The organism is Gordonia sp. G4, assembly GCF_057770005.1.
The window spans coordinates 662245-685083 of record NZ_CM173442.1; the positions used below are offsets into that span (position 1 = coordinate 662245).

Consider the following 22839-nt stretch of genomic DNA (forward strand, 5'->3'; position numbering starts at 1 on the left):
TCATCCGGGCGGGGTGACGAGCTCCCGGTTGAGACGGTCGAGAAGTTCTGCGATCCGCTTCGGCTGATCGTGCGGAGCCAGGTGGCCGCAGTCGTCCAGGACTTTCAGCTCGACGTCGAGCCGCGCATGTACCACCTCAGCCAGCCGCAGTGTCGGCAAGAAGACGTCATGGTCGCCGGAGACCACCATCAAGGGGCGGTCCGTCGGCAATTCATCAGACGGCCCCGGCGCCAGACTCGTACGGCAGTGTCCGGCAACCAGATCCATCCATGCGATCAGCGCGGGATCGACGTTTCTGTCCGGCGCCGTCATCATTCGCAGCAGATCATACGAGCGTTCCGGCCGAGGCGAGGCCAGCCATGAGACGGTTGTGCGCAATGTCCGAGGCGAGACCGCCAAACGGGTGATGCCCGCAGGTGACACGAGTAGGCGTCCGGCGATCAGCGATGAGGCACCGGCCAACGCGATCGCAGCCCCGAGCGAGTGACCCAGCACGATCACCGGATGGGCGACCGTCGCGCCGAGCACCTCGTCGAGCCACCGCCCGTAGGCAGGGATCCGACCGCGTCGCCGCGGACGTTCCGGTGCACTTGTCCCCGGCTGGCCGGGCACGTCCAGACTGATGACGTCGTTGTTCCGCGCGAGTTCGGACAGCAGCGGGATCATCGTCGCCGAGTTCATGTTCGTACCCGGCACCACGACGACAGTGCGCCGGTCGGCGGGTGCCGCCGTCCCGGGGTCGGGAGACCGGGATGCAACGATCCTGGTCCGCCCCGCCGACGTCTGGACTTCCCATTGCGCGGCAACACAATCTGCTGCCGACAACCGGATCTCGCACCATCGTCGGATTACGTCGCGGCCGGATTCGGTCTTGTATGCGGTGATCATCAGGAAATCCCATCGGCGCGTCTTCACGGCACACGGCATCGATGATCAGCCCGGCAAGGGATGACAACGACACACGTGCAGCCGACCAGACTTCCCGGCACTCCACCCGCCACGATAGCAACGGTCGAGACGCAACCGCAGACGATGAGGTCTAGACTCGGACGGGTGCCAGCCTTCAGCCCCCTCGAATGGCCGGTGTTCCGCCAGTTGCGGTCGGGCGACGTCTTCGGGCGCGGACCGGCGGTCACCTCGGCGAGGACACGCGGCATCGAACCGCGCACCGCCACCGCGGACCGTGTGGTCCAGAGCGTGTGCCCGTTCTGCGCGGTGGGTTGCGGGCAGAAGGTGTACGTCAAGGACGAGCGGGTGGTCCAGATCGAGGGCGACCCGGACTCCCCGATCTCCCGCGGGCGCCTCTGTCCCAAGGGCGCGTCGAGCGAGCAGTTGGTCAACAACCCGATGCGGCAGACCTCGATCCGCTATCGGGCCGCGTACGCGACCGAGTGGCAGGACCTGGATCGCGACACCGCGATCGACATGATCGCCGACCGTTTCCTCGAGGCCCGACGCCGTGGCTGGCAGGACCGCGACGACGAGGGCCGACTGCTCCGGCGGACCACCGGTGTCGCCTCGCTCGGCGGTGCCACCCTCGACAACGAAGAGAACTATCTGATCAAGAAGCTCTTCACCGCGGCGGGCGCGATCCAGATCGAGAACCAGGCCCGCATATGACACTCCGCCACGGTTCCCGGTCTGGGGGCCTCGTTCGGACGCGGCGGCGCCACGCAATCACTGCAGGACATGGCCAACGCCGATTGCATCGTTCTCATGGGCGGCAACATGGCCGAGGCGCACCCGGTGGGTTTCCAGTGGGTGTCGGAGGCGAAGGCCAAGGGCGCGACGATCATTCACGTCGATCCGCGTTTCACCCGTACCTCTGCGGTGGCCGACCGGCACATCTCCATCCGGGCCGGCTCTGACGTCGTCCTGCTCGGTGCGCTCATCAACTACGCCATCACGCACGAGAAGTACTTCCGCGAGTACGTCGTCGCCTACACGAACGCCGCCACCCTGATCGCCGCGGATTTCCGCGACACCGAGGATCTCGACGGCCTGTTCTCCGGCTTCGACGCGGAGACCGGCGAATACGACGCCACCAGTTGGGCTTACGAGGAACCGTCCGCCCACTCCGACGACGGTGGCCGCGACAGCGAGGACGGCAAGGTCGAGTCGCCCGGCCACCCGGACGACGGGCCGCGGGTGAAGGACCGCGCGGTGGGGCACGAGCATGGCTCCGGCGGGCCGCCGCTGGAACACGGGGCGACAGTGCGCGATGACACCCTGGAACACCCGCGCAGCGTGTTCCAGATCGTCAAGCGTCACTACTCGCGCTACACACCCGAGATGGTGCGCGACATGTGCGGGATCTCGGTGCGCGACTTCGAGTATCTGGCCCGGGCCGTCACCGACAACTCCGGCCGCGAGCGCACCACGTGCTTCGGGTACGCGACCGGCTGGACCCAGCACACCTTCGGCGCGCAGTTCATCCGCGCCGCGTCGGTTCTGCAACTCCTGCTCGGCAACGTCGGGCGCCCCGGCGGCGGCATCATGGCCCTCCGCGGACACGCGAGCATCCAGGGGTCCACCGACATCCCGACGCTGTTCAACCTGCTGCCCGGGTATCTGCCGATGCCCTCGGCGGGCAAGCATGACAGTTTCGCCGACTACATCGACGCGATCACGTCGAAGGCCGAGAAGGGTTTCTGGGCCAACGCCGAGGACTACATGGTGAGTCTTCTCAAGGCGTGGTTCGGGGATGCCGCAACCGCCGAGAACGACTGGTGTTACGACTACCTGCCCCGGCTCACCGGGCCCGCCGGGACCTTCCAGACGACGGTCGACATGCTCGCCGACAAGGTCGACGGTTACTTCGTCCTCGGCCAGAACCCGGCGGTCGGATCGGCCAACGGGCGCCAGGCGCGGATGGCGATGTCGCACCTCAAATGGCTCGTCGTCCGCGACCTCAACATGATCGAGACGGCCACCTGGTGGAAGGAGGGCCCGGAGATCGAGTCCGGCGAGCTGCGCACCGAGGACATCGCCACCGAGGTGTTCTTCCTCCCCGCGGCCACGCATGTGGAGAAGGCCGGCTCGTTCACGCAGACCCAGCGCATGGTGCAGTGGCGCCACCAGGCGGTCGAGCCACCGGGTCAGTGCCAGAGCGAGATGGACTTCTTCTTCGAGCTCGGGCGGCGCATCCGCGAACGCCTCGCCGAGTCGACCGACGAACGTGACCGCCCGCTGCTCGACGTCACATGGGACTATCCCCTCGACGACCACGGCAACCCCGACCCCGAAGCGGTGCTGTCGGAGATCAACGGCTACCACGTGAACGGCGAAGACGCCGGCTCGAACCTCACGTCCTACACCCAGATGAAGCGCGACGGCTCGACCGCGGGCGGCTGCTGGATCTACACCGGGGTCTACACCGGCGCGGACACCGACGGGCCGTCGAACCTGGCCGCACGCCGGGTCCCGCAGGGCGGCGGCGGGGTCACCCAGCACGAGTGGGGCTGGGTGTGGCCGGCGGATCGTCGAATCCTCTACAACCGTGCGTCGGCCGACCCCGACGGCCGCCCGTGGAGCGAACGCAAGCGGTACATGGAATGGGACGCCGACGCCGGGCGGTGGGTCGGTCCCGACGTGCCCGACTTCCCTGTCGACCTGGCTCCCGATGCTCGTCCCGACCCGTCGGTCGGCGGCGTCGAAGCCCTCTGCGGCGACGACCCGTTCGTCATGCAGGCCGACGGGAAGGGCTGGCTCTACGCCCCGCGCGGGCTGGTCGACGGCCCGTTGCCGACGCACTACGAACCGCAGGAATCCCCGGTGGTCAACGCGCTGTATCCCCAGCAGCAGTCGCCATCGCGAGTCCTGTTCCCCCGCACGGACAATCTCGACGCACCCAGCGGCGAGAGCCCCGGCTCCGAGGTGTACCCGTTCGTGTTCACGACGTACCGGCTCACCGAGCACCACACCGCGGGTGGCATGAGCCGCTGGACGCCGTACCTGACGGAACTGCAGCCGGAGATGTTCTGCGAGATCTCACCCGAACTCGCCGAAGAGCGGGGCCTCACCAACGAGGGCTGGGCGACGATCGTGTCGCCGCGCGCCGCGATCGAGGCGCGGGTGCTCGTGACCGACCGCATGATGCCGCTGACCATCAACGGCCGGCAGGTGCATCAGGTGGGTCTCCCCTATCACTGGGGCGTGGGTTCCAACGCCGTGATCAGCGGCGACGCCGCCAACGATCTGATCGGGGTCACACTGGATCCGAACGTGCAGATCCAGGAGTCCAAGGTGGGCTCGTGCGACGTCATCGCCGGGCGCCGGCCGCAAGGCCGGGCACTGCTCGACCTGGTGCGTGCCTACCAGGAGCGGGCCGGGGTCACCGTCGAGACCGACAACCAGCACATCACCGGGAAGGCGGAGGAGTAGATGGGACAGCTGTCCGGGCCATCCGATCCCAGCACCGACGCGCACTGGAACACCCACAAGGAGCGCAAGGGGTTCTTCACCGACACCTCGATCTGCATCGGCTGCAAGGCCTGCGAGGTGGCGTGCAAGGAATGGAACGGCAACCCGCGCGACGGCGACCTCGCCCTCACCGGGATGTCGTACGACAACACCGTCGCCCTCGGCGCGAGCACCTGGCGCCACGTCGCCTTCATCGAGCAGAATTCCGACCGCATCGCCGAGGCCCGCGAGTCCGGGCGTGCGCTCGTCGGACTGGGCATGCCCGCGATGCCCGGCTCCTCGCCTGAAGATCGTTCGTCTCTGCCGACCAGGCCCTCTCCCCTGCCGGCTGAGCCGGCGAGGAGCGAAGCGACGAGCCGAGTCGAAGTCCCCGACACCCCCGAGTTCCGCTGGCTGATGTCGTCGGATGTCTGCAAGCACTGCACCCACGCCGGGTGCCTCGACGTCTGTCCGACCGGCGCGCTGTTCCGCACCGAGTTCGGCACCGTCGTGATCCAGGACGACGTCTGCAACGGCTGCGGGACGTGCGTGGCCGGATGTCCGTTCGGCGTCGTCGAGCGCCGGGCCGACGGCACCGCCGCGCCGACGACCCGCTCCGGCGAACGCAAGGGCGAGCAGCCCGAGGTGCCCAAACGCGGTGTCGCGCAAAAGTGCACGCTCTGCTACGACCGGTTGCTCGACGACGAGACACCGGCTTGCGCGAAGACCTGCCCGACCACGTCGATCAAGTTCGGCGACCACGACGACCTCGTCGACGACGCGCACGCCCGCGTCCGGGCGCTGCACGAGCAGGGCATGACCGAGGCGCGGCTCTACGGCGCCAACCCGAACGACGGTGTCGGCGGCACCGGATCGGTGTTCCTGCTGCTCGACGAGCCGGAGGTCTACGGACTGCCGCCGGACCCGCGGGTGTGCACCGCGGACCTGCCGGCCATGTACAAGCGCGCCGGGATCGCGGCGGCCGGAATGCTGGCCGCCGCCGCACTCTCGTTCCTACGGGGCGGCCGATGACCTCGTCGGAGTTCGACTCCTTCCGTCCGCCGGAGCCGCCCCGGCGGCGCGGCCGGGGTTTCGGCCGTGGCGGAAAACGCAGACCGGGTAGAGGTTTCGGGCAGGGCGACGGCAACCGTGAGATGTCGATGGTGCCCGATGCCGAATTCACCTCGTATTACGGGCATCCCGTCGTCAAGCCACCACCCTGGGACGAGAAGGTGGCCGCCTACCTGTTCCTCGGCGGTGTCGCCGGCGGCTCCGGCGTCCTGGCCGCCGGGGCCCAGCTCACCGGGCGGGACGCGTTGCGCCGCAACGCCCGCCTCGGTGGTCTGGGTGCCGTGGGTCTGGGCGGGATCGCGCTCGTCGCCGACCTCGGACGGCCGGACCGGTTCTACAACATGTTGCGCACGTTCAAGGTGACGTCGCCGATGAGCGTCGGTTCCTGGATGCTGTCGGCGTTCAGCGGGGCACTCGGCGTCGCGGCGGTCGCCGAGGTCGACCGGATGACCGGTGCGCGGCTGCCGCTCGGGCCGCTTCGTGCGGTGTTGCGCGCCGTCGAGGCCCCCGCCGGGCTGGCCGCCGGGCTGGCGGGTCCGCCGCTCGCGGTGTACACCGCGGTCCTGCTCTCCGATACCGCCGTGCCGACCTGGAACGCCATGCACCGGGACCTGCCGTTCGTGTTCGTCAGTTCCGCGAGCCTGGCGTCGAGCGGGCTGGCGCTGGTCACCACGCCGGTCGGTCAGGCCGGGCCGGCACGGACTCTCGCGGCGCTGGGCGTGGTCGGCGACCTCGTCGCGATGCGACTCACGGAGCGACGGATGGACCCGGTCGCCGCCGAACCGCTCCACCACGGAAAGGCCGGCACCCTGCTGCGCTGGAGCGAGCGACTCGCCGTCGCCGGCGGAGTGGGCGCGTTGCTCAGCGGGCGCTCCCGCCCCCTGGCGGTCGTCTCGGGACTCGCACTGCTCGCCGCGTCGGCCTGCACGCGATTCGGCGTCTTCGACGCCGGCATCGAGTCGGCCAAGAACCCCCGCTACACGATCGAACCGCAGAAGCGCCGCCTCGCGGCCCGTCGTGCCGCCGGAATCACCGACGACTCGATCACCACCGGGCCGCCCGCGCCCTGAGCGGTGCCCACTGAGGAGCGCCGCCCCCTGCTGCTCCCTGAGCGCCAGCGCCGCACTCCGCTCCCGAGCGCAAGCGCCACCCCCTCCGCTCTCTATCCGAAAAAGGCGGTCCCCATTGCTCCCTGAGGTGCGAGGAGCGCAAGCGACGAGCCACGAAGGGCCTGGTGAGACACGTTGCGTGACCCTTCGTGGCTCGCTTCGCTCGCACCTCAGGGAGCATGTTTTTCGGACGTTCACGAGTGTTCTTTCGTGGTCCACAACGGCCGCCAGGCCCCCGCTCCCTGAGGAGCGCCCGGAGCTTGCGGAGGGCGCGTCACGAAGGGTCTTGGCGACCGAGTCAGCGAACCCGGATACCCATCCCCGCAACCGTCTCGGCGACCCCACCGCTCCCTAATCCGAAAGAGGCGCATAACCCCTGCTCCCTGAGGTGCGAGGAGCGCAAGCGACGAGCCACGAAGGGTCAGCGCACCGTGATCCCGAAGCCCGCCACCGTCTCGCCGATCACCGGGTAGCCCGGGACCTCGCCGACCACGAGCAGCCCGCCCGAGGTCTGTGCGTCCGCGAGGAACAGCAGGTCGTCCTCGGCGACACCGGAACCGACCGTGAGGTGCGGACGCACCCAGTCGAGATTGCGGCGGGTACCCCCGGACACGAAACCGTCCCGAAGTGCCTGCGCCGCCCCGTCGACCGCGGGCACCGAAGCGCGGTCGACTACCGCGCCGACCCCCGACGCGCGGCACAGTTTGTGCAGATGCCCGAGCAGGCCGAAGCCGGTCACGTCGGTCGCCGCGCGGACGCCGGCCGCGACCGCGGCGCTCGACGCATCGCGATTGAGCGTCGTCATCAGGGCGATCGCCTCGTCGAACACCTCGCCGGTCTGCTTGTGCCGGTTGTTCAACAGTCCGACCCCGATCGGTTTGGTCAGGGTGATCGGCAGCCCCGGCTCGGCCGCGTCGTTGCGCAACAACCGGCCGGGTTCGGCCACCCCTGTCACCGCCATGCCGTACTTCGGTTCCGGATCGTCGATGGTGTGCCCGCCGATCACCGGACAGGCGGCCTGCGCCCCGACGTCGAGACCGCCGCGCAGCACCTCGGTCATCAGCTCCATCGGCAGCACCTCCCGCGGCCAGCCGACCAGGTTGATGGCGACGACGGGGGTGCCGCCCATGGCATAGATGTCCGACAGCGCGTTGGCCGCGGCGATGCGGCCCCAGTCGTACGGATCGTCGACGACCGGGGTGAAGAAGTCGGCGGTGGAGAGCACCGCGACGTCGTCGCGGATACGCACTGCCGCGGCGTCGTCGCCGTCGTCGAGTCCGACGATGATGTCGTCGCCGACCTGGCCGGTGAGTCCCGCGACCGCCTGCTCGAGCTCGCCCGGCGGGATCTTGCACGCGCATCCACCACCGTGGGCGTAGCCGGTCAGTCGGATGGGTGTCTCGCTTCGCACGGTCACCGTGTCGAGGGTAGCCCTCCGGTAATCTCCGATGCTGTCCTCCGGCGATCGCTACCATCGGGCTCATGAGGCAAGCAGACGGCGAGTACTACGTCACGGCCGGCGAGCTGCAGGCGTTCTGGGAATCCGGTCACCACTACTGGTACATGCGGGAGGACGGGTCGACCGACCTGTACGCCGACGAACTCGATATCACCCACGGCTGGCCCATCTTCCTGATGAAGCGCGACGAGGAGTGGTTTGCGAAGTGGGACGGCGATTTTGAGCGTGCCGTCGATGACGATCTCAACCCGAAGTTGATCCGCCACTTCGAGGAACTCATCACCGAGGGCAACTGGCCGCACCGGCAGGACTGACCCGGCCGCACGTCGGATAGGTTGGGACCGCGTGGAGGCGTATGGGTCCTGGTGGGCTCCCCGGTCTTCAAAACCGAGGAGGTCGAGTATCTCGGCCTGGCGGGTTCGATTCCCGTCCGCCTCCGCCAGGGGGGTCGACCGTGACCCCCGCCGGCTGAGCCGGTGACGAGCGAAGCGAGAGCCACCCCCGCCGGCTGAGCCGGTGACGAGCGAAGCGAGAGCCACCCCCGCCGGCTGAGCCGGAGACGAGCGAAGCGAGAGCCCACCCCCGCCGGCTGAGCCGGTGACGAGCGAAGCGAGGAGCCGTGTCGAAGCCCCCCGTCACCGATCCGCGCCGTCGAATTCCGCGAACCGACGCACTGTTGGCCCTGCCCGCGGTGTCCGCGGCGCGTGCACGACTGGGCGACACAGCGATTCGCGACATCATTCGCCAGGCCCAGGACGCGGCCCGCCGCGGCGAGACGCCACCGGATGACGTCGAGCGGATCGTCGTGGAATCGGTCAGCGCGTCGTATGCCTCGTCGATCCGCCCCGTGCTCAACGCCACCGGGGTCGTCGTGCACACGAACCTCGGGCGGGCACCGCTGTCACCCGCGGCGCTCGACGCCGTCGGCGCGGCGTCGGGTTACGTCGACGTGGAACTCGATCTCGAGTCCGGCACCCGGTCGAAGCGCGGGGCGGCCACCCGCAGCGCTCTCCTACGAGCCTGTCCCGCAGCGGAAGACGCGCTGATGGTCAACAACGGTGCGGCCGCATTGGTACTGGCGACGACCGCGCTGGCGGCCGGGCGTGCAGTCGTCATCAGTCGTGGCGAGATGATCGAGATCGGCGCAGGTTTCCGGCTCACCGAACTGATCGCGTCGACAGGCGCCCGGTTACACGAGGTCGGCACCACCAACCGCACCCACGCACGCGACTACGCCGACGCCCTCACCGACGACGACGTCGGAGCAATTCTCAAGGTGCATCCGAGCAACTTCCGGGTCGAGGGCTTCACCAGCGAGACATCGCTCTCCGAGCTGCGCGGCCTCGCCCGGGCGCACGGCGTGCCCGTCGTCGCCGACATCGGCAGCGGACTCCTGCAACCCGACCCGCTGCTGCCCGACGAACCCGACGCCACCACGACACTCGAATCCGGCGCCGACCTCGTCATCGCCAGCGGCGACAAACTCCTGGGCGGACCACAGGCCGGACTCCTCCTCGGCGATGGAGCGCTCGTTCAGCGTCTCGCGAAACACCCACTCGCACGGGCCGTTCGCGCGGACAAGCTGGCACTGGCTGCGATGGAGGCAACCGTCGGCGGGCCACGACCCCCCGTCTGGGAATACCTCCACGCCGATCCCGACAGACTTCGCGTGCGTACCGAATCCCTGGGCACGGCAGTCGGATTCCCGATCGTCGCCCATGACGGACGGGTGGGTGGCGGTGGCGCACCCGGCGTGCCGCTGCCGGGGTGGGCGGTGCGGCTTCCGGTCGCAACGGCCGCCCGCCTACGCGTCGGCGATCCGGCCGTCCTACCCCGCGTTCACGACGACGCGTGTCTGGTGGACCTGCGCTGCGTTCCCGAAGCCGACGACGTGCGGGTACTCGCCGCGATCCGACAGGCTCTGGGCGCGTCGTGAAGTCGCGCTCGTGAAGTACGTGGTGGCCACCGCCGGACACGTGGACCACGGGAAGTCCACACTGGTGCGTGCTCTGACCGGGATCGAGCCGGACCGATGGGAGGAGGAACGACGCCGCGGGCTGACGATCGACCTCGGTTTCGCCTGGACCACACTGCCTTCCGGTGCCGACGTGGCCTTCGTCGACGTCCCCGGCCACGAGCGGTTCATCCCGAACATGCTGGCCGGCCTGGGCCCGGCGCCCGTCGTCCTGTTCGTCGTCGCCGCGGACGAGGGATGGAGCGCCCAGTCCGACGACCACCGTGATGCCGTCGCCGCCCTCGGCATCGAGTACGGGCTGCTGGTCATCACCCGAGCCGACCGGGCCTCGCCCGACCGCGTTCGTGAAGTGATCGATCTGTCGCGTGATCGCCTCAGCCGCACCGGCCTTTCCGATGCGCCGGCGGTCGTGGTGTCGGCGCCCGATCGCGTCGGAATCGACGAACTGCGCACACGGCTCGACGCCGTCTTGGCCGGGACATCACCGCCGTCGACCTCGGGGCGTGTCCGGTTCTGGATCGACCGGGTCTTCACCCGCACCGGCGCCGGCACCGTCGTCACCGGCACCCTATCCGCCGGGACCATCTCGGTCGGCGACACCCTGGACCTGCTCACGGTTGACGGCCGCCGGCGACTCGATGTCCGTGGATTGCAGAGCGAGGGTGCAACTCTCACCAGCGCCGGCCCGGTCAGCCGAGTCGCGATCAATCTGCGCGGCGTCGGCGTCGACGACGTCTCGCGCGGCGACGCACTCGTGACGCCCGGAGCCTGGCACACCTCCGCAGTCGCCGATGTCCGGCGCGTGAGCGGCATGTCCTTCGAGGAGGCACCGGAACACCTCGTCGCACACATCGGCACAGCGGCGCTACCGGTTCGGTTGCGCCCCTTCGACGGCGACCACGCGCGTGTGACCCTCGCCCGTGCCGTGCCGATGTCGCGGGGCGATCGGGTGGTGCTCCGGGATCCCGGCCAACGGATTGTTGGCGGTGGCGTCGTGCTGCACCCCGATCCCCCGGCGCTGACCCGGCGCGGCGACGCAACACGGCGCGCTGCCTCGCTGGCGGCCATGTCCGACGGCGCCGGGGCCGCCGAAGAAGTGCATCGGCGTGGCGCGATGCGCGTCACCGATCTGACGCGACTCGGCCTGGTCGACGACGCCGAGCCCGCTCCCCACGGCGTACGAGTGATCGGCGAGTGGTGGGTCGCCGAAACCTCCCTCACCGCCTGGGCGGAACGGCTTCACGCCGCCGTCCGCGAACTACATCAACGGGACCCGTTGTCGGCCGGGCTCTCTGCGGCCGGCGCACCCGCGCTGCTCGGGCTCCCGGACACGACGCTGCTGGCGACCGTCATCTCGGAAGCCGGGCTGTCATCGTCCGACGGGCACCTGGCAATCCCGGGTCACAAGCCCTCCCTGGGTGATGCCGACGACGCGGTCAGCGCACTGGAGCGCCGGCTCGCCGACCACCCGTTCCGTGCACCCGAGGCCGATGACCTCACCGCACTCGGCTTGGGCGCCCGAGAACTCGCCGCCGCCGAGCGCACGGGCCGAATTCTCCGTTTGCGCGACGGTGTCGTGCTGTTGCCGACCGCCCCCGCCCTGGCGATGCGCATCCTCGCCTCGCTCGATCAGCCGTTCACCACCAGCGCCGCTCGTCAGGCGCTCGGAACCACTCGGCGCGTGGTCATTCCGCTACTGGAGTACCTCGACGCCCGCGGTTGGACCCGCCGTCTTGACGCCGGGCACCGGGAGGTCGTGCGCTGAGCAACGGGCGGTGGTCCTGTCGTACAGGTCGCCGTGTGAATCGCGGGAAGAGCTTCCGTCCGAGGCCCCTACCACACGACACCGACAAGTCGACATCAACGAATAGCATTGCACAGCAGTATGTTTGGCCTTGCCGCACGTCTGGATTGGTGTACACTCGAACCTACATTCGCAGCAACGGTTCTCGGAGGAGGTGACCGTCATGCCCAGCACCGCACACGTCGGTGGCGACTCGACAGCGCCGCAACCGCGTGCCGTTGAGTTGGTGGCCGATCTCCACCGCACCCTCGACAAATTGCAGACCGTGGATCTGTCGCCGTGTACCGATGCCGAACTCGCTGAGGTGGCCGCGGAGACCGAACGCGCCATCGCTCGTCTGACCGTCGCCGGGGACCGGCAGATCGATCAGGCCGTCGCCCGCGACCTGCCACGCAAGGCCGGCTGCCGCACCCTGATGCAGTTCATGACCCACCGGCTACGAGTGTCGAACCCGATGCGCCGCCGTAAGCATATGGACGCCACCGCCCACCGGACCAGCCTCGGCGGCGAGGTCCTCCCACCCGAATACCCCTGTCTCGCCGAAGCGTTCGCACAAGGCACGGTCGGCACCGCGCACGTCCAGGCCGCATTGGACGTCCTCGACCGCATCCCGGGCACCATCGACCACGACATCAAGGTCGCCGCTGAACGACAGATGGCCGAAATCGCCGAAGCCCACACGCCTGCCGAGATCACCCGGCTCGGCGCGCGGCTGCTCGCCCATCTCGACCCCGACGGCACCCTGGCCGACGACACCGACCAGAAACGACGCCGCGGCCTGTGGATCGGTCGGCAACGCGCCGACGGCACCGCCAAGATATCGGGCACCCTGACACCCGAACTCGTCGCCCGGCTGACGATGATGTTCGCCGTCTGGGGCAAACCCGGACTCAACAACCCCGACGACCCGCAGTCGCCTCGCGGACCGGCCGGCACCGCCGACCCCGACGCCCTGGCCTCGGCAGCCGACCGCGACGGCCGCACTCTCGCCCAGACCAATCACGACGCCCTCGACGCCGCACTGGCCGCAGGCTTCGCCGACGGAACACTGGGAACCTCGCACCGAGGCCTGCCCGTGCAACTGATCATCAAAGCCGACCTCTCCGACCTGACCCGCGAAGCCGGACTCGCCACCACCGCCACCGGAACCCTGCTGCCCATCCGGGACTTGATCGCGATGGCCGCCGACATGCAACCCTGGCTCGCGATCTTCAAAGACGCCACCACCGTCCCCCTGCACTTCGGACGGGGCAAACGCCTCGCCACCCGCGAACAACGCCTGGTCTCCTTCGCCCGACCCGACGGCGAGGTGTGCTCGGCTCCCGGGTGCGATCAGCCCGCCACCCAGGTCGAGCTTCATCACGCCGAACGAGACTGGGCCAAGGGCGGACTCACCGACATCGATGACCTCGCACCGGCCTGTCCCCGCCACAACCGCATGGTCGGCGACCAACCCGGCCAGTACACCACCCGGATCGTCCGGTCCGGGCCAGACGAAGGCCGCTGCGCCTGGCGACTCAACGTCGAACCCGGCGCACCGCCCAACCCCGAATACATCAACCGCCGACCCGACATACCCAAGCGGTTGCAGGCCCACCTGGCACAGGTGCGGCGAGAGATCCACGGACGCACCACGTCCGGCGACGAGCCACGCCCACATGACGCGCGCCGCTCATGGCTGAAAACCAGCCACGTCATCGACGTCCGACCACCCCGACCCGGACCACGCACGCCCCGGCCCTCCCTCGTCGAAGCACACCTCATGGAGTTACTCGCCACCTCGTGAAGTTCGCCGGCTCATCCGCGGTGGTCAGCGCGTGAGGACCACCTTGCCGATCGCCCCTCCGGATTCGGAGACTCGGTGCGCTGTACGAAGATTCTCGATCGTGAAACCAGCCAGTTCACGGTTGACAGTGCTGCGAATCTTGCCGGCGTCGACGAGTTCGGCGACCCGGCCGAGGATCTCGTGTTGTGAGTCGTCTTCCGGTGCGAACAACGGCTTGGAGAACATCAACTCCCAATGCCAACTCTGGCTCTTCTGCTTCAGCGGGAGGGTATCGAGACCTTCGGGCTCGTCAATGGCGACGACCTGACCGTGTACACCCATGATGTCGGCATAGGACTCGACATTTCCGTCCGAGTGGGGCGAGAAGATGTAGTCCACACCGCGCGGAGCGTATGCCCGCACGTCCTCGCGCAGGCGTCTCGGGTCGACGACGTGGTGGGCACCGAGTCCTCGCGCCCATTCCTGCGACTCAGGCCGTGACGCGGTTGCGATCACGGTGAGATCAGTCAGGGTCCGGGACAACTGAATGACCATCGAGCCGACGCCCCCGGCACCCGCCACCACGACGATCGTTCCCGAGTCCGCGGAATTGACCCGCAGCTTCTCGAACAACGACTCCCAGGCAGTGATCGTGGTCAACGGCAGTGCGGCAGCCGCGCCGAAGTCGAGGGACGACGGTTTGCGCCCGACGATCCGCTCATCGACAAGATGGAACTCGGCATTCGTTCCCGGCCGATCGATCGAACCGGCGTAGTAGACCTCGTCCCCGACGGCAAACCTCGACACCTCGTCGCCGATCCCGACGACAATCCCCGCCGCGTCGAATCCCAGAACACGCGGCGGATCGGAGTCACGCAGGCCTGCACGCACTTTGGTGTCCACCGGGTTGACCGAGACCGCGCGGACCTCGACGAGGAGATCGTGCGGACGGGGGGCCGGCACCGGCATTGTCGTCTCGGCGAACGCGCTCGGGTCCTCGACGGAGTTCGCAGCGACCGCGACCAGGGCTGTCATCTCTCGTGTCATGGCGCTAAGGTATCCCCACGACCCCAGTTACCCGCAAGGGCTCCTAGTATCCAATAGAAAGCATCGAGGCCAGCGCCATGTCACTACCGTCCCATCGCGGAGACGCCTACTCTGCGTCGTGTCCCTGCCGAGGGATGCTCGACCTTCTCGCCGACAAGTGGAGCGCCCTGGTCATCGGCGCCCTCCGCGATCGACCGATGCGGTTCGGAGAGCTCCGCGTGCGGCTGGACGGGATCAGCCCCAAAGTCCTCACGGCGACTCTGCGTCGGTTGGAGACAGCCGGGATGCTCACCCGCACCGTCTATCCGGCGGTCCCGCTGCACGTCGAATACGAACTGACGGAACTCGGGGTGGACGCCGCCGGGCCGCTGGACGCACTGCGCCTGTGGGTAGAGGACAACCTCGACCGCTTCCCACATCCGTAGCCGGCGCAGACAAAGGGACCCATCCCGAAGGATGGGTCCCTTTGTCATTCACTTGTCAGTCACGAACTCAGCCGAGTACCAACGACTCTCCGTCGGCACTGACGTTGACCGGCACGACGTCACCGTCGCGGATGTCGCCGGCGAGCAGCTGCTTGGCGAGCTGGTCACCGATGGCCTGCTGCACCAGGCGGCGCAGCGGGCGAGCACCGTACAGCGGGTCGAATCCGCGTGCGCCCAGCCATTCCTTGGCCTTGGTCGACACCTCGAGGTCGAGGCGGCGCTGCGCGAGCCGCTTCTTGAGCTGGCCGAGCTGGATGTCGACGATCGACACCAGTTCCTCAGGGCTCAGGGCGTCGAAGATCACGACGTCGTCGAGACGGTTGATGAACTCGGGCTTGAACGCCGAGCGCACGGCCATCATGACGTGGTCCTTGTCGCCACCCGCACCGAGGTTCGAGGTGAGGATGAGGATGGTGTTGCGGAAGTCCACCGTCCGGCCCTGTCCGTCGGTCAGGCGGCCTTCGTCCAGCACCTGCAGCAGCACGTCGAAGACGTCCGGATGGGCCTTCTCGATCTCGTCGAACAGGACCACCGTGTACGGACGACGTCGCACCGCCTCGGTCAGCTGACCACCGGCCTCGTATCCGACATAACCGGGCGGAGCGCCGACGAGCCTTGCCACGCTGTGCTTCTCGCCGTACTCGCTCATGTCGATACGGACCATGGCCCGCTCGTCGTCGAACAGGAACTCGGCGAGCGCCTTGGCGAGCTCGGTCTTGCCGACGCCGGTGGGGCCGAGGAACATGAACGAGCCGAGCGGCCGGTTCGGGTCGGCGACTCCTGCGCGTGCACGACGCACCGCGTCGGACACCGCCTGCACCGCGTCCTTCTGGCCGATGACCCGGTGTCCCAGTTCCTCTTCCATACGCAGCAGCTTGGCGGTCTCGCCCTCGAGCATGCGTCCGGCCGGGATTCCGGTCCACGCCGACACGACCTGCGCCACGTCGTCGGGGCCGACCTCCTCCTGCAGCATCACGTCCTGCGAGGGATCGGTTCCGGTCTTCTCGATCGCGGCCTCGAGTTCCTTCTCCAGGCCGGGGATCTTGCCGTACCGCAGTTCGGCTGCGCGCCCGAGATCACCGTCACGCTCGGCCCGATCGGCCTCGCCGCGAAGCCGTTCCAGCTCCTCCTTGAGGTCGCGCACCGCGTCGATCGCGGTCTTCTCCGACTGCCACCGGGCGGAGAGCTCGTTGAGCTTCTCCTTCTGGTCGGCCAGTTCGGCGCGCAGCTTCTCGAGCCGGTCCTTCGACGCCGCGTCGGTCTCCTTCTGCAAGGCGACCTCCTCGACCTCGAGCCGACGGACGATCCGCTCGACCTCGTCGATCTCGACGGGGCGCGAGTCGATCTCCATCCGCAACCGCGACGCGGCCTCGTCGACGAGGTCGATGGCCTTGTCGGGCAGGAACCGCGACGTGATGTAGCGATCGGAAAGCGTTGCGGCGGCGACCAATGCGGAGTCGGTGATGCGCACACCATGGTGCACCTCGTACCGGTCCTTGAGGCCGCGGAGGATGCCGATGGCATCTTCGACCGACGGCTCGCCGACGTACACCTGCTGGAACCGACGCTCGAGTGCGGCATCCTTCTCGATGTACTTGCGGTACTCCTCGAGGGTCGTGGCACCGACCAGCCGCAGCTCACCACGGGCGAGCATCGGCTTGATCATGTTGCCCGCGTCCATCGCGGAATCGCCTGTCGCACCGGCGCCGACGATCGTGTGCAGCTCGTCGATGAATGTGATGACCTGGCCGGCCGATCCCTTGATCTCGTCGAGCACGGCCTTGAGGCGTTCCTCGAACTCACCGCGGTACTTGGCACCGGCGACCATCGAACCCATGTCGAGGGAGATGACGGTCTTGCCGCGCAACGACTCCGGCACGTCGCCGGCGACGATGCGCTGGGCGAGTCCTTCGACGATGGCGGTCTTGCCGACACCGGGTTCACCGATCAGGACCGGGTTGTTCTTGGTCCGACGGCTGAGGACCTGCACGACGCGCCGGATCTCGGTGTCGCGGCCGATGACCGGGTCGAGCTTGCCCTCGCGGGCCGCCGCGGTCAGGTCGGTCGAGTACTTCTCGAGAGCCTGGTAGGTCGATTCGGGGTCCTCAGAGGTGACCCGCGCACTGCCTCGCACGGCGACGAACGCCTCGCGCAGGGCCTGCGGAGTCGCACCGAGGTTGTGCAGCAGTTTGGCGACATCGGAGTCACCGGTCGCCAGACCGACGACGACGTGCTCGGTCGAGACGTACTCGTCGTCGAGCTCGCCGGCCAGTTGCTGGGCAGCGGTGACGGCCGCGATCGATTCGCGGGATAGTTGAGGCGTCGAGCTGGCGCCGGATACCGTCGGCATGCGATCGACCAGAGCCTGGGCCTGCGCACGAACGCTCGACGGGTCCACGCCCACTGCCTTGAGCAGCGGCGACGCGATGCCGTCGGACTGATCGAGCAGTGCCACGAGGATGTGGGCCGGTCGCACGTCGGGGTTGCCAGCACTGGCCGCCGCCTGCACAGCAGAGCTCAATGCTTGCTGCGTCTTGGTGGTGGGGGTGAAGCTGTCCACTCGCGTGCACCTTTCTCTTTAGTCCAACAGGCTCAAGTATGAGCCCTACGAGGTCTGTAACGCCACTAGAGTTGAGTGCATTCCGCTCAGGTCTACTAGATTTGTGATCTAGAACACTATCCGTGCCGCCGCGTCGTCGACCGGCAGTATTGAATGCATGACCGCAGACAGCTCCGCCCGGGAGAACGCGACACAGTCCGACGCCCCTGCCGCCACGGACGCGGCAGTGATCTTCGTTCTCTTCGGGTCGACCGGCGACCTCGCCAAGCGGATGGTCCTGCCCTCGCTGTTCGAACTCCACCGTCGAGGCCTGCTCCCGGACGGGTGGCAGCTCATCGGCAACGGCCGGGGCGACCGCACTGACGACGAGTTCCGGCAGCACGTGAAGAACGCGGTCGAGGAATTCGGTTCGGACGGGTCGGTGTCCTCGGACGAATGGGCCTCGTTCGCCGAGACCATTCGATTTGCCGGCGGCGGGTTCACCGCCGACGACCCCGGCCGCCTGCTGGAGGTGATCGACGCCAGCCGAGACGCCATCGGCGGCACGGCCCAGCTGGTTCACTATCTCGCCCTCCCGCCGACCACCTTCGTCGACTACACGGAAGCGATCGCCGCGCACGGTCTCGCGAAGAACTCGCGCGTCGTCTACGAGAAGCCGTTCGGTACGTCACCCGGCGGATTCCGGACCCTCGACGAGGCGGTCCACGAATCCCTCGACGAAGACCAGATCTACCGGATCGACCATTTCCTGGGGAAGGAGAGCACCCAGAACCTGCACGTGCTGCGTTTCGCCAACGGCCTGTTCGCCGGGGTGTGGAACCGCGAGCACGTGGAGGAGGTCCAGATCGACGTCCCGGAAACCCTCGACATCGCCGACCGCGCCGCGTTCTACGACGCCACCGGGGCATTCCTGGACATGATCGTCACGCACCTGTTCCAGGTGGCGGCCGAAGTCGCGATGGAACCTCCGGTCTCGCTCGGCGCCGAGGACCTGCTCGGCGCCCGGGAGTCGGTCATCGCCGCCTTCCGGCCACTCGACCCCGCCGAGGTGGTCTTCGGTCAATACGAGGGCTACCGCGACACCGAGGGCATCCCCGACGACTCCACCACCGAGACGTTCGCGGCGGTGCGCCTGTGGGTCGACACCGACCGCTGGCACGGTGTCCCGTTCCTGCTCCGTACCGGCAAGATGCTCGACCACAGCGCGCAACGCCTCAGCCTGGTCTTCCGCGCCCCCGCCGACGGTCCGCTGACCGACACTCCGACCGACGGCACCGTGCTGACCTTCGACCTGGCCGGCGACGGTGCCATCGATCTCGCCGTCACGATCAAGGAACCGGGTTCGGGGACCGACCTGTCCGTCGCGCACATGACCGAGAAGCTCGACGAGGTGGCCGACGGATTGTCGCCTTATGCACGACTGATCGTCGATGTGCTGCGCGGTGACCGGTCGCTGTTCACCCGGCCCGACGGCCTCGCACATGTCTGGGAGGTCGCGGCACCGGTACTGACGAATCCGCCTGCACCGCAACCATATGCGGCAGGGTCGACCGGCCCCGCGGCCGCCGACGACCTGTGCGGCGGGTCCGGCTGGATCTGAGGACGAGAGTCAGATCCGGTTGCGGTTTTTCCCGGTTGTCGGGATAAACCGCAACCGGATCCGCGGCACCTGAATCAATCACCAAGCTGCCGATCGAGGTTGATGGCCGCGCTGATCAGCGCGAGGTGGGTGAACGCCTGCGGCATGTTGCCCAGTTGTTCACCGGTCAGACCCACCTGCTCGGCGTACAGGCCGAGGTGGTTGGCGTGGGTGAACATCTTCTCGAGCGCGAGACGCGCGTCGCCCAGACGGCCGGTCCGGGTGAGCGCCTCGACGTACCAGAACGAGCACAGCGAGAAGGTACCCTCGGCTCCGTCGATGCCGTCGTGCCCGCCGTCGGTGTCGTACCGGAACACCAGGGAGTCGCTCACCAGTTCTTCCTCGATCCGCTGGAGAGTGCTGAGGAACCGATCGTCGGTGGGCGACAACAACTTCACGGCGGGGATCAGCAACAGTGCCGCGTCCAGGCGGTCGGAATCGAGGGTCTGGACGAACGCTCCCACCTCGTCGTTCCAACCCCGCTCCATGATCTGTACGAAGATGTCGTCGCGGGCCTTCATCCAACCGGCGACGTCACCGGGCAGTCCGCGCTGACGGCTCATCCGGATCATCCGCTCCAGCGCCACCCACGACATCACGCGCGAGTAGACGTAGTCCTGCGGCTTGCTGCGCACCTCCCAGATGCTTTGGTCCGGGCGATCCCAGTTGTCGACGAGCCAGCCGGCCACCGTGCACAGATGTGTCCACGATCCATAGGAGATGCCCGGTCCGTACTTGTTGTACAGGTACACCGAGTCGATGAGTTCGCCGTAGATGTCGAGCTGGAGTTGATCAGCGGCGGCGTTCCCGATCAGCACCGGCGAGGTCTGCCGGTAACCCTCCCAATGATCGAGCTCGGTCTCGGCCGGTGGTGGATCGCCGTCGAGCGTGTACATCAATCGCAGCGGCCCCAGATCTCCCGACACGTCAGCGCCGTCGTCGAATCGGCAGGTCAGCCAGTCCATGAACGCACTCGCCTCGTCGGTGAACCCCATCCGCAACAACGCGTAGAGCGTGAACGCCGCGTCGCGGATCCACACATAGCGGTAGTCCCAATTCCGTTCGCCGCCGATCTCCTCGGGAAGTGCGGCGGTGACCGCGGACACCACCGCCCCGGATGGTTCATGCGTCAGCAGTTTGAGTGTGAGCGCCGACCGATGCACCATCTCCCGCCATCGGCCGGTGTAGGAGGACCGAGAGACCCAGTCCTGCCAGAACGCGACGGTCGCGGCGACGACCGCGGGAGAACTGTCGTGGTCGAGTACTTCCGGCCCGATGGGGTCGGGAGCGAGGACGAACGTGACGCATTCGCCGGTCTCGACGGTGAAGTCGGCCAGCGCATCCCGGTCGTCGACCGTGTCGACGCTGACGGTCGAGACGAGATGCAGCACCAGGTCGTCGGTCTCGAAGCGAACCCGGGATTCGTCCTCGACGACGAGGGAATGTGCCGCACGGCCGTAGTCGAACCGCGGCGCGACCGTCACGCGGAACCGGACGGAACCCCGCACACAGGAGATCCGACGGATGATCCGCGTTCGGTGGTCGGGATCGTGTGGTCTGGCGATCGGCATCAGGTCCTGCACCTCGGCGACTCCGTCCTCGCTCAGGAAGCGGGTGACGAGCACGTTGGAGTCGGGAAGGTAGAACTGCCGGGTGGTGACGTCACCGTCCACCGGTTCCACCGTCCAGGCGCCGCCCCGGTGCGCATCGAGCAACGAGCCGAACACGCTCGGCGAGTCGAACCGCGGACAGCAGAACCAGTCGATCCGCCCGTCGACTCCCACGACGGCCGCGGTGCGGAGGTCACCGATGACACCGTGGTCGGCGACCGGCAGATAGTCGCCGGTGGAGTCGGCAGTCGTCGCGCCGTCGCAGCGGGAAGTCGGGGTGGCGTCCTCGCCGGATTCGGTCGCGGTGCTCATGGCCGCCATTCGGCGCGTGACTCGTCCCGGATGGGCCGTCACCCCCTCGAACGGGCCTCCGGGCGGCAGTCATCTCTATACCGGTGCCCGGCGGGCGTGAAGCGAGCATGTTCGCCATTCGCCGACCCCGAACACGCCGATATCGGACACTCGGTGCGAGGAGTACCCCTCGACGGAAGGACGCATCGGTGGCGACAAGCAGCGCAGGCACGAGCATGACCGACGACGCCGCCAGCGTCTTCGCCGACGCCAAGGCCTACACCGACGAGCCGCGACTGCATGCCGCGATGGCGTACCTGCGTGCGCACGATCCGGTGCCGCGCGTCGACCATGGTCCGTACCGGCCGTTCTACGCCATCACGAGGCACGCCGACATCATGGACATCGAGCGCGACAACAACCTGTGGCTCAGTGAACCGCGACCGGTGCTGACCACCGCGGCCGCCGACGACGCCGCACGAGCGCAGCTGGAATCCGGTGCGGGACTGCGCACCTTGATCCACATGGACGACCCTCATCACCGCAAGGTCCGCGCGATCGGCGCCGACTGGTTCCGACCGAAGGCCCTGCGGGATCTGCAGTCGCGCGTCGACGAGCTCGCCAAGCGCTACGTCGACCGGATGCGCGACATCGGCCCGGAGTGCGACTTCGTCGAGGAGATCGCGGTCGGTTTCCCGCTGTACGTCATCCTCTCGCTGCTGGGTCTCCCCGAAGAGGACTTTCCGCGGATGCACCAGCTCACACAGGAGATGTTCGGTGCCGACGACGCCGAGTACCGGCGAGGGGCAACCCTCGAGGAGCGAATGGCGACACTCCTGGACTTCTTCGCCTACTTCGGCAGGCTGACCGCCTCCCGGCGCGCTCAGCCCACCGAGGACCTCGCGTCGGCCATCGCCAACGGCCTCGTCGACGGCGAGCGCCTCTCCGATGTGGACACCGCGTCGTACTACGTGATCGTGGCGAGCGCCGGGCACGACACCACCAAGGACGCGATCTCCGGTGGGCTACGGGCGCTCATCGAGAATCCCGGTGAACTCGAACGTCTCCGACGCGAACCCGAACTCATCGGCACCGCGGTCGAGGAGATGATCCGATGGACCACGCCGGTCAAGGAATTCATGCGCACCGCCGCCGAGGACACCTCGGTGCGGGGTGTCCCCATCGCCAAGGGTGAATCCGTCTATCTCGCCTACACATCGGGCAACCGGGACGAAGAGGTCTTCGACGATCCGCACACCTTCGACGTCGGCCGCTTCCCCAACAAGCACCTGTCGTTCGGTTACGGCGTCCACTTCTGTCTCGGCGCCGCACTGGCTCGGATGGAGATGAGGAGCTTCTTCGCCGAGTTGATCCCGCGGCTCGACACCATCGAACCGGCCGGAACGCCCGAGCTGGCCGCGACCGTCTTCGTGGGTGGACTCAAGCACCTGCCGGTCCGTTACTCGCTGCGCTGATCGAGCCGAATGTCATTCGGTTGCCTGACAATCGGAGTGGCAGCTGTCATTTCGTGAACCGACGGGTCGGATGTCCGTCGGCTGACTGCGTGGTCCCTGACAGCGCCCCCGCATATCATTGGCCCGCCCCATCGCCACCTTTCGAGGA

The 22839-nt window shown here is 68.0% G+C and carries 15 protein-coding genes and 1 tRNA gene; 11 read left to right on the forward strand and 5 right to left on the reverse strand.

Features of this window, described 5'->3' with window-relative positions; translation table 11 throughout:
• Window positions 1-888 carry an alpha/beta fold hydrolase gene (locus tag AC3B5T_RS02750; RefSeq protein WP_068971115.1) on the reverse strand — a complete coding sequence of 296 codons (888 nt, stop codon included), beginning with the start codon at window positions 886-888 and terminating at the stop codon, window positions 1-3.
• Between the two features lie 165 nt (window positions 889-1053).
• Here AC3B5T_RS02750 and fdh point away from each other — a divergent pair, with 165 nt between their 5' ends.
• The 3 genes from fdh to nrfD are packed head-to-tail and all read left to right on the forward strand — an operon-like array spanning window position 1054 to window position 6542.
• The gene (fdh, locus tag AC3B5T_RS02755; RefSeq protein WP_277243149.1) at window positions 1054-4383 is read left to right on the forward strand and encodes a formate dehydrogenase; all 3330 of its coding nucleotides are present in this window, start codon (window positions 1054-1056) and stop codon (window positions 4381-4383) included.
• Entirely contained in the window at window positions 4384-5433 is a 1050-nt protein-coding gene (locus AC3B5T_RS02760; protein ID WP_205333957.1) for a 4Fe-4S dicluster domain-containing protein, read from the forward strand.
• Window positions 5430-6542: an NrfD/PsrC family molybdoenzyme membrane anchor subunit gene (nrfD, locus tag AC3B5T_RS02765; protein WP_137810376.1), complete on the forward strand. Its 1113-nt coding sequence runs from the start codon at window positions 5430-5432 to the stop codon at window positions 6540-6542. The genes AC3B5T_RS02760 and nrfD overlap by 4 nt, the downstream gene beginning before the upstream one ends.
• Window positions 6543-7002: 460 nt before the next feature.
• Here the strand turns inward: nrfD and selD are convergent, their stop codons facing one another.
• A complete protein-coding gene (selD, locus tag AC3B5T_RS02770; RefSeq protein ID WP_374100851.1) occupies window positions 7003-7992 on the reverse strand; it encodes a selenide, water dikinase SelD in 990 nt (329 codons plus the stop codon).
• A gap of 71 nt (window positions 7993-8063) precedes the next feature.
• Here selD and AC3B5T_RS02775 point away from each other — a divergent pair, with 71 nt between their 5' ends.
• From AC3B5T_RS02775 to AC3B5T_RS02795, 5 genes are all read left to right on the forward strand, one after another.
• Window positions 8064-8354 (forward strand): hypothetical protein, encoded by a 291-nt coding sequence (locus AC3B5T_RS02775; RefSeq protein ID WP_137810378.1) that lies wholly within the window; start codon window positions 8064-8066, stop codon window positions 8352-8354.
• 33 nt (window positions 8355-8387) lie between these two features.
• A tRNA-Sec gene (locus tag AC3B5T_RS02780) sits at window positions 8388-8482 on the forward strand.
• A gap of 177 nt (window positions 8483-8659) precedes the next feature.
• Window positions 8660-9976, forward strand: coding sequence for an L-seryl-tRNA(Sec) selenium transferase (gene selA, locus AC3B5T_RS02785; RefSeq protein WP_068971196.1), 1317 nt, complete (start codon window positions 8660-8662; stop codon window positions 9974-9976).
• 10 nt (window positions 9977-9986) lie between these two features.
• Window positions 9987-11780 carry a selenocysteine-specific translation elongation factor gene (gene selB / locus AC3B5T_RS02790; protein ID WP_068971197.1) on the forward strand — a complete coding sequence of 598 codons (1794 nt, stop codon included), beginning with the start codon at window positions 9987-9989 and terminating at the stop codon, window positions 11778-11780.
• Between the two features lie 202 nt (window positions 11781-11982).
• The gene (locus AC3B5T_RS02795) at window positions 11983-13605 is read left to right on the forward strand and encodes an HNH endonuclease signature motif containing protein (protein ID WP_205333958.1); all 1623 of its coding nucleotides are present in this window, start codon (window positions 11983-11985) and stop codon (window positions 13603-13605) included.
• A gap of 24 nt (window positions 13606-13629) precedes the next feature.
• Here AC3B5T_RS02795 and AC3B5T_RS02800 read toward each other — a convergent pair whose 3' ends face one another.
• Window positions 13630-14631, reverse strand: coding sequence for a zinc-binding alcohol dehydrogenase family protein (locus tag AC3B5T_RS02800; protein ID WP_223258838.1), 1002 nt, complete (start codon window positions 14629-14631; stop codon window positions 13630-13632).
• A gap of 134 nt (window positions 14632-14765) precedes the next feature.
• Between AC3B5T_RS02800 and AC3B5T_RS02805 the strand changes: the two genes are divergently transcribed.
• Window positions 14766-15056, forward strand: a complete 291-nt coding sequence (locus AC3B5T_RS02805) for a winged helix-turn-helix transcriptional regulator (protein WP_139115427.1) — start codon at window positions 14766-14768, stop codon at window positions 15054-15056.
• 67 nt (window positions 15057-15123) lie between these two features.
• On the opposite strand, the gene clpB is transcribed toward AC3B5T_RS02805, so the two are convergent.
• Window positions 15124-17676 carry an ATP-dependent chaperone ClpB gene (clpB, locus tag AC3B5T_RS02810; RefSeq protein WP_488358234.1) on the reverse strand — a complete coding sequence of 851 codons (2553 nt, stop codon included), beginning with the start codon at window positions 17674-17676 and terminating at the stop codon, window positions 15124-15126.
• 157 nt (window positions 17677-17833) lie between these two features.
• Between clpB and AC3B5T_RS02815 the strand changes: the two genes are divergently transcribed.
• A complete protein-coding gene (locus tag AC3B5T_RS02815; RefSeq protein WP_010844727.1) occupies window positions 17834-19276 on the forward strand; it encodes a glucose-6-phosphate dehydrogenase in 1443 nt (480 codons plus the stop codon).
• 74 nt (window positions 19277-19350) lie between these two features.
• Here AC3B5T_RS02815 and AC3B5T_RS02820 read toward each other — a convergent pair whose 3' ends face one another.
• Complete coding sequence (locus tag AC3B5T_RS02820) at window positions 19351-21246, reverse strand: glycoside hydrolase family 15 protein (RefSeq protein ID WP_010844728.1); 1896 nt, start codon at window positions 21244-21246, stop codon at window positions 19351-19353.
• A gap of 206 nt (window positions 21247-21452) precedes the next feature.
• Between AC3B5T_RS02820 and AC3B5T_RS02825 the strand changes: the two genes are divergently transcribed.
• A complete protein-coding gene (locus AC3B5T_RS02825) occupies window positions 21453-22691 on the forward strand; it encodes a cytochrome P450 (RefSeq protein ID WP_010844729.1) in 1239 nt (412 codons plus the stop codon).
• Window positions 22692-22839: the final 148 nt, after the last annotated feature.

Excerpts from the sequence above, each read along its gene's own strand:
- AC3B5T_RS02750 (WP_068971115.1), bottom strand. The coding sequence starts at position 888 with ATGATCACCGCATACAAGACCGAATCCGGCCGCGACGTAATCCGACGA.
- AC3B5T_RS02760 (WP_205333957.1), top strand. The coding sequence starts at position 4,384 with ATGGGACAGCTGTCCGGGCCATCCGATCCCAGCACCGACGCGCACTGG.
- nrfD (WP_137810376.1), top strand. The coding sequence starts at position 5,430 with ATGACCTCGTCGGAGTTCGACTCCTTCCGTCCGCCGGAGCCGCCCCGG.
- AC3B5T_RS02775 (WP_137810378.1), top strand. The coding sequence starts at position 8,064 with ATGAGGCAAGCAGACGGCGAGTACTACGTCACGGCCGGCGAGCTGCAG.
- AC3B5T_RS02795 (WP_205333958.1), top strand. The coding sequence starts at position 11,983 with ATGCCCAGCACCGCACACGTCGGTGGCGACTCGACAGCGCCGCAACCG.
- AC3B5T_RS02800 (WP_223258838.1), bottom strand. The coding sequence starts at position 14,631 with ATGACACGAGAGATGACAGCCCTGGTCGCGGTCGCTGCGAACTCCGTC.
- AC3B5T_RS02805 (WP_139115427.1), top strand. The coding sequence starts at position 14,766 with ATGCTCGACCTTCTCGCCGACAAGTGGAGCGCCCTGGTCATCGGCGCC.
- AC3B5T_RS02815 (WP_010844727.1), top strand. The coding sequence starts at position 17,834 with ATGACCGCAGACAGCTCCGCCCGGGAGAACGCGACACAGTCCGACGCC.
- AC3B5T_RS02820 (WP_010844728.1), bottom strand. The coding sequence starts at position 21,246 with ATGGCGGCCATGAGCACCGCGACCGAATCCGGCGAGGACGCCACCCCG.
- AC3B5T_RS02825 (WP_010844729.1), top strand. The coding sequence starts at position 21,453 with ATGACCGACGACGCCGCCAGCGTCTTCGCCGACGCCAAGGCCTACACC.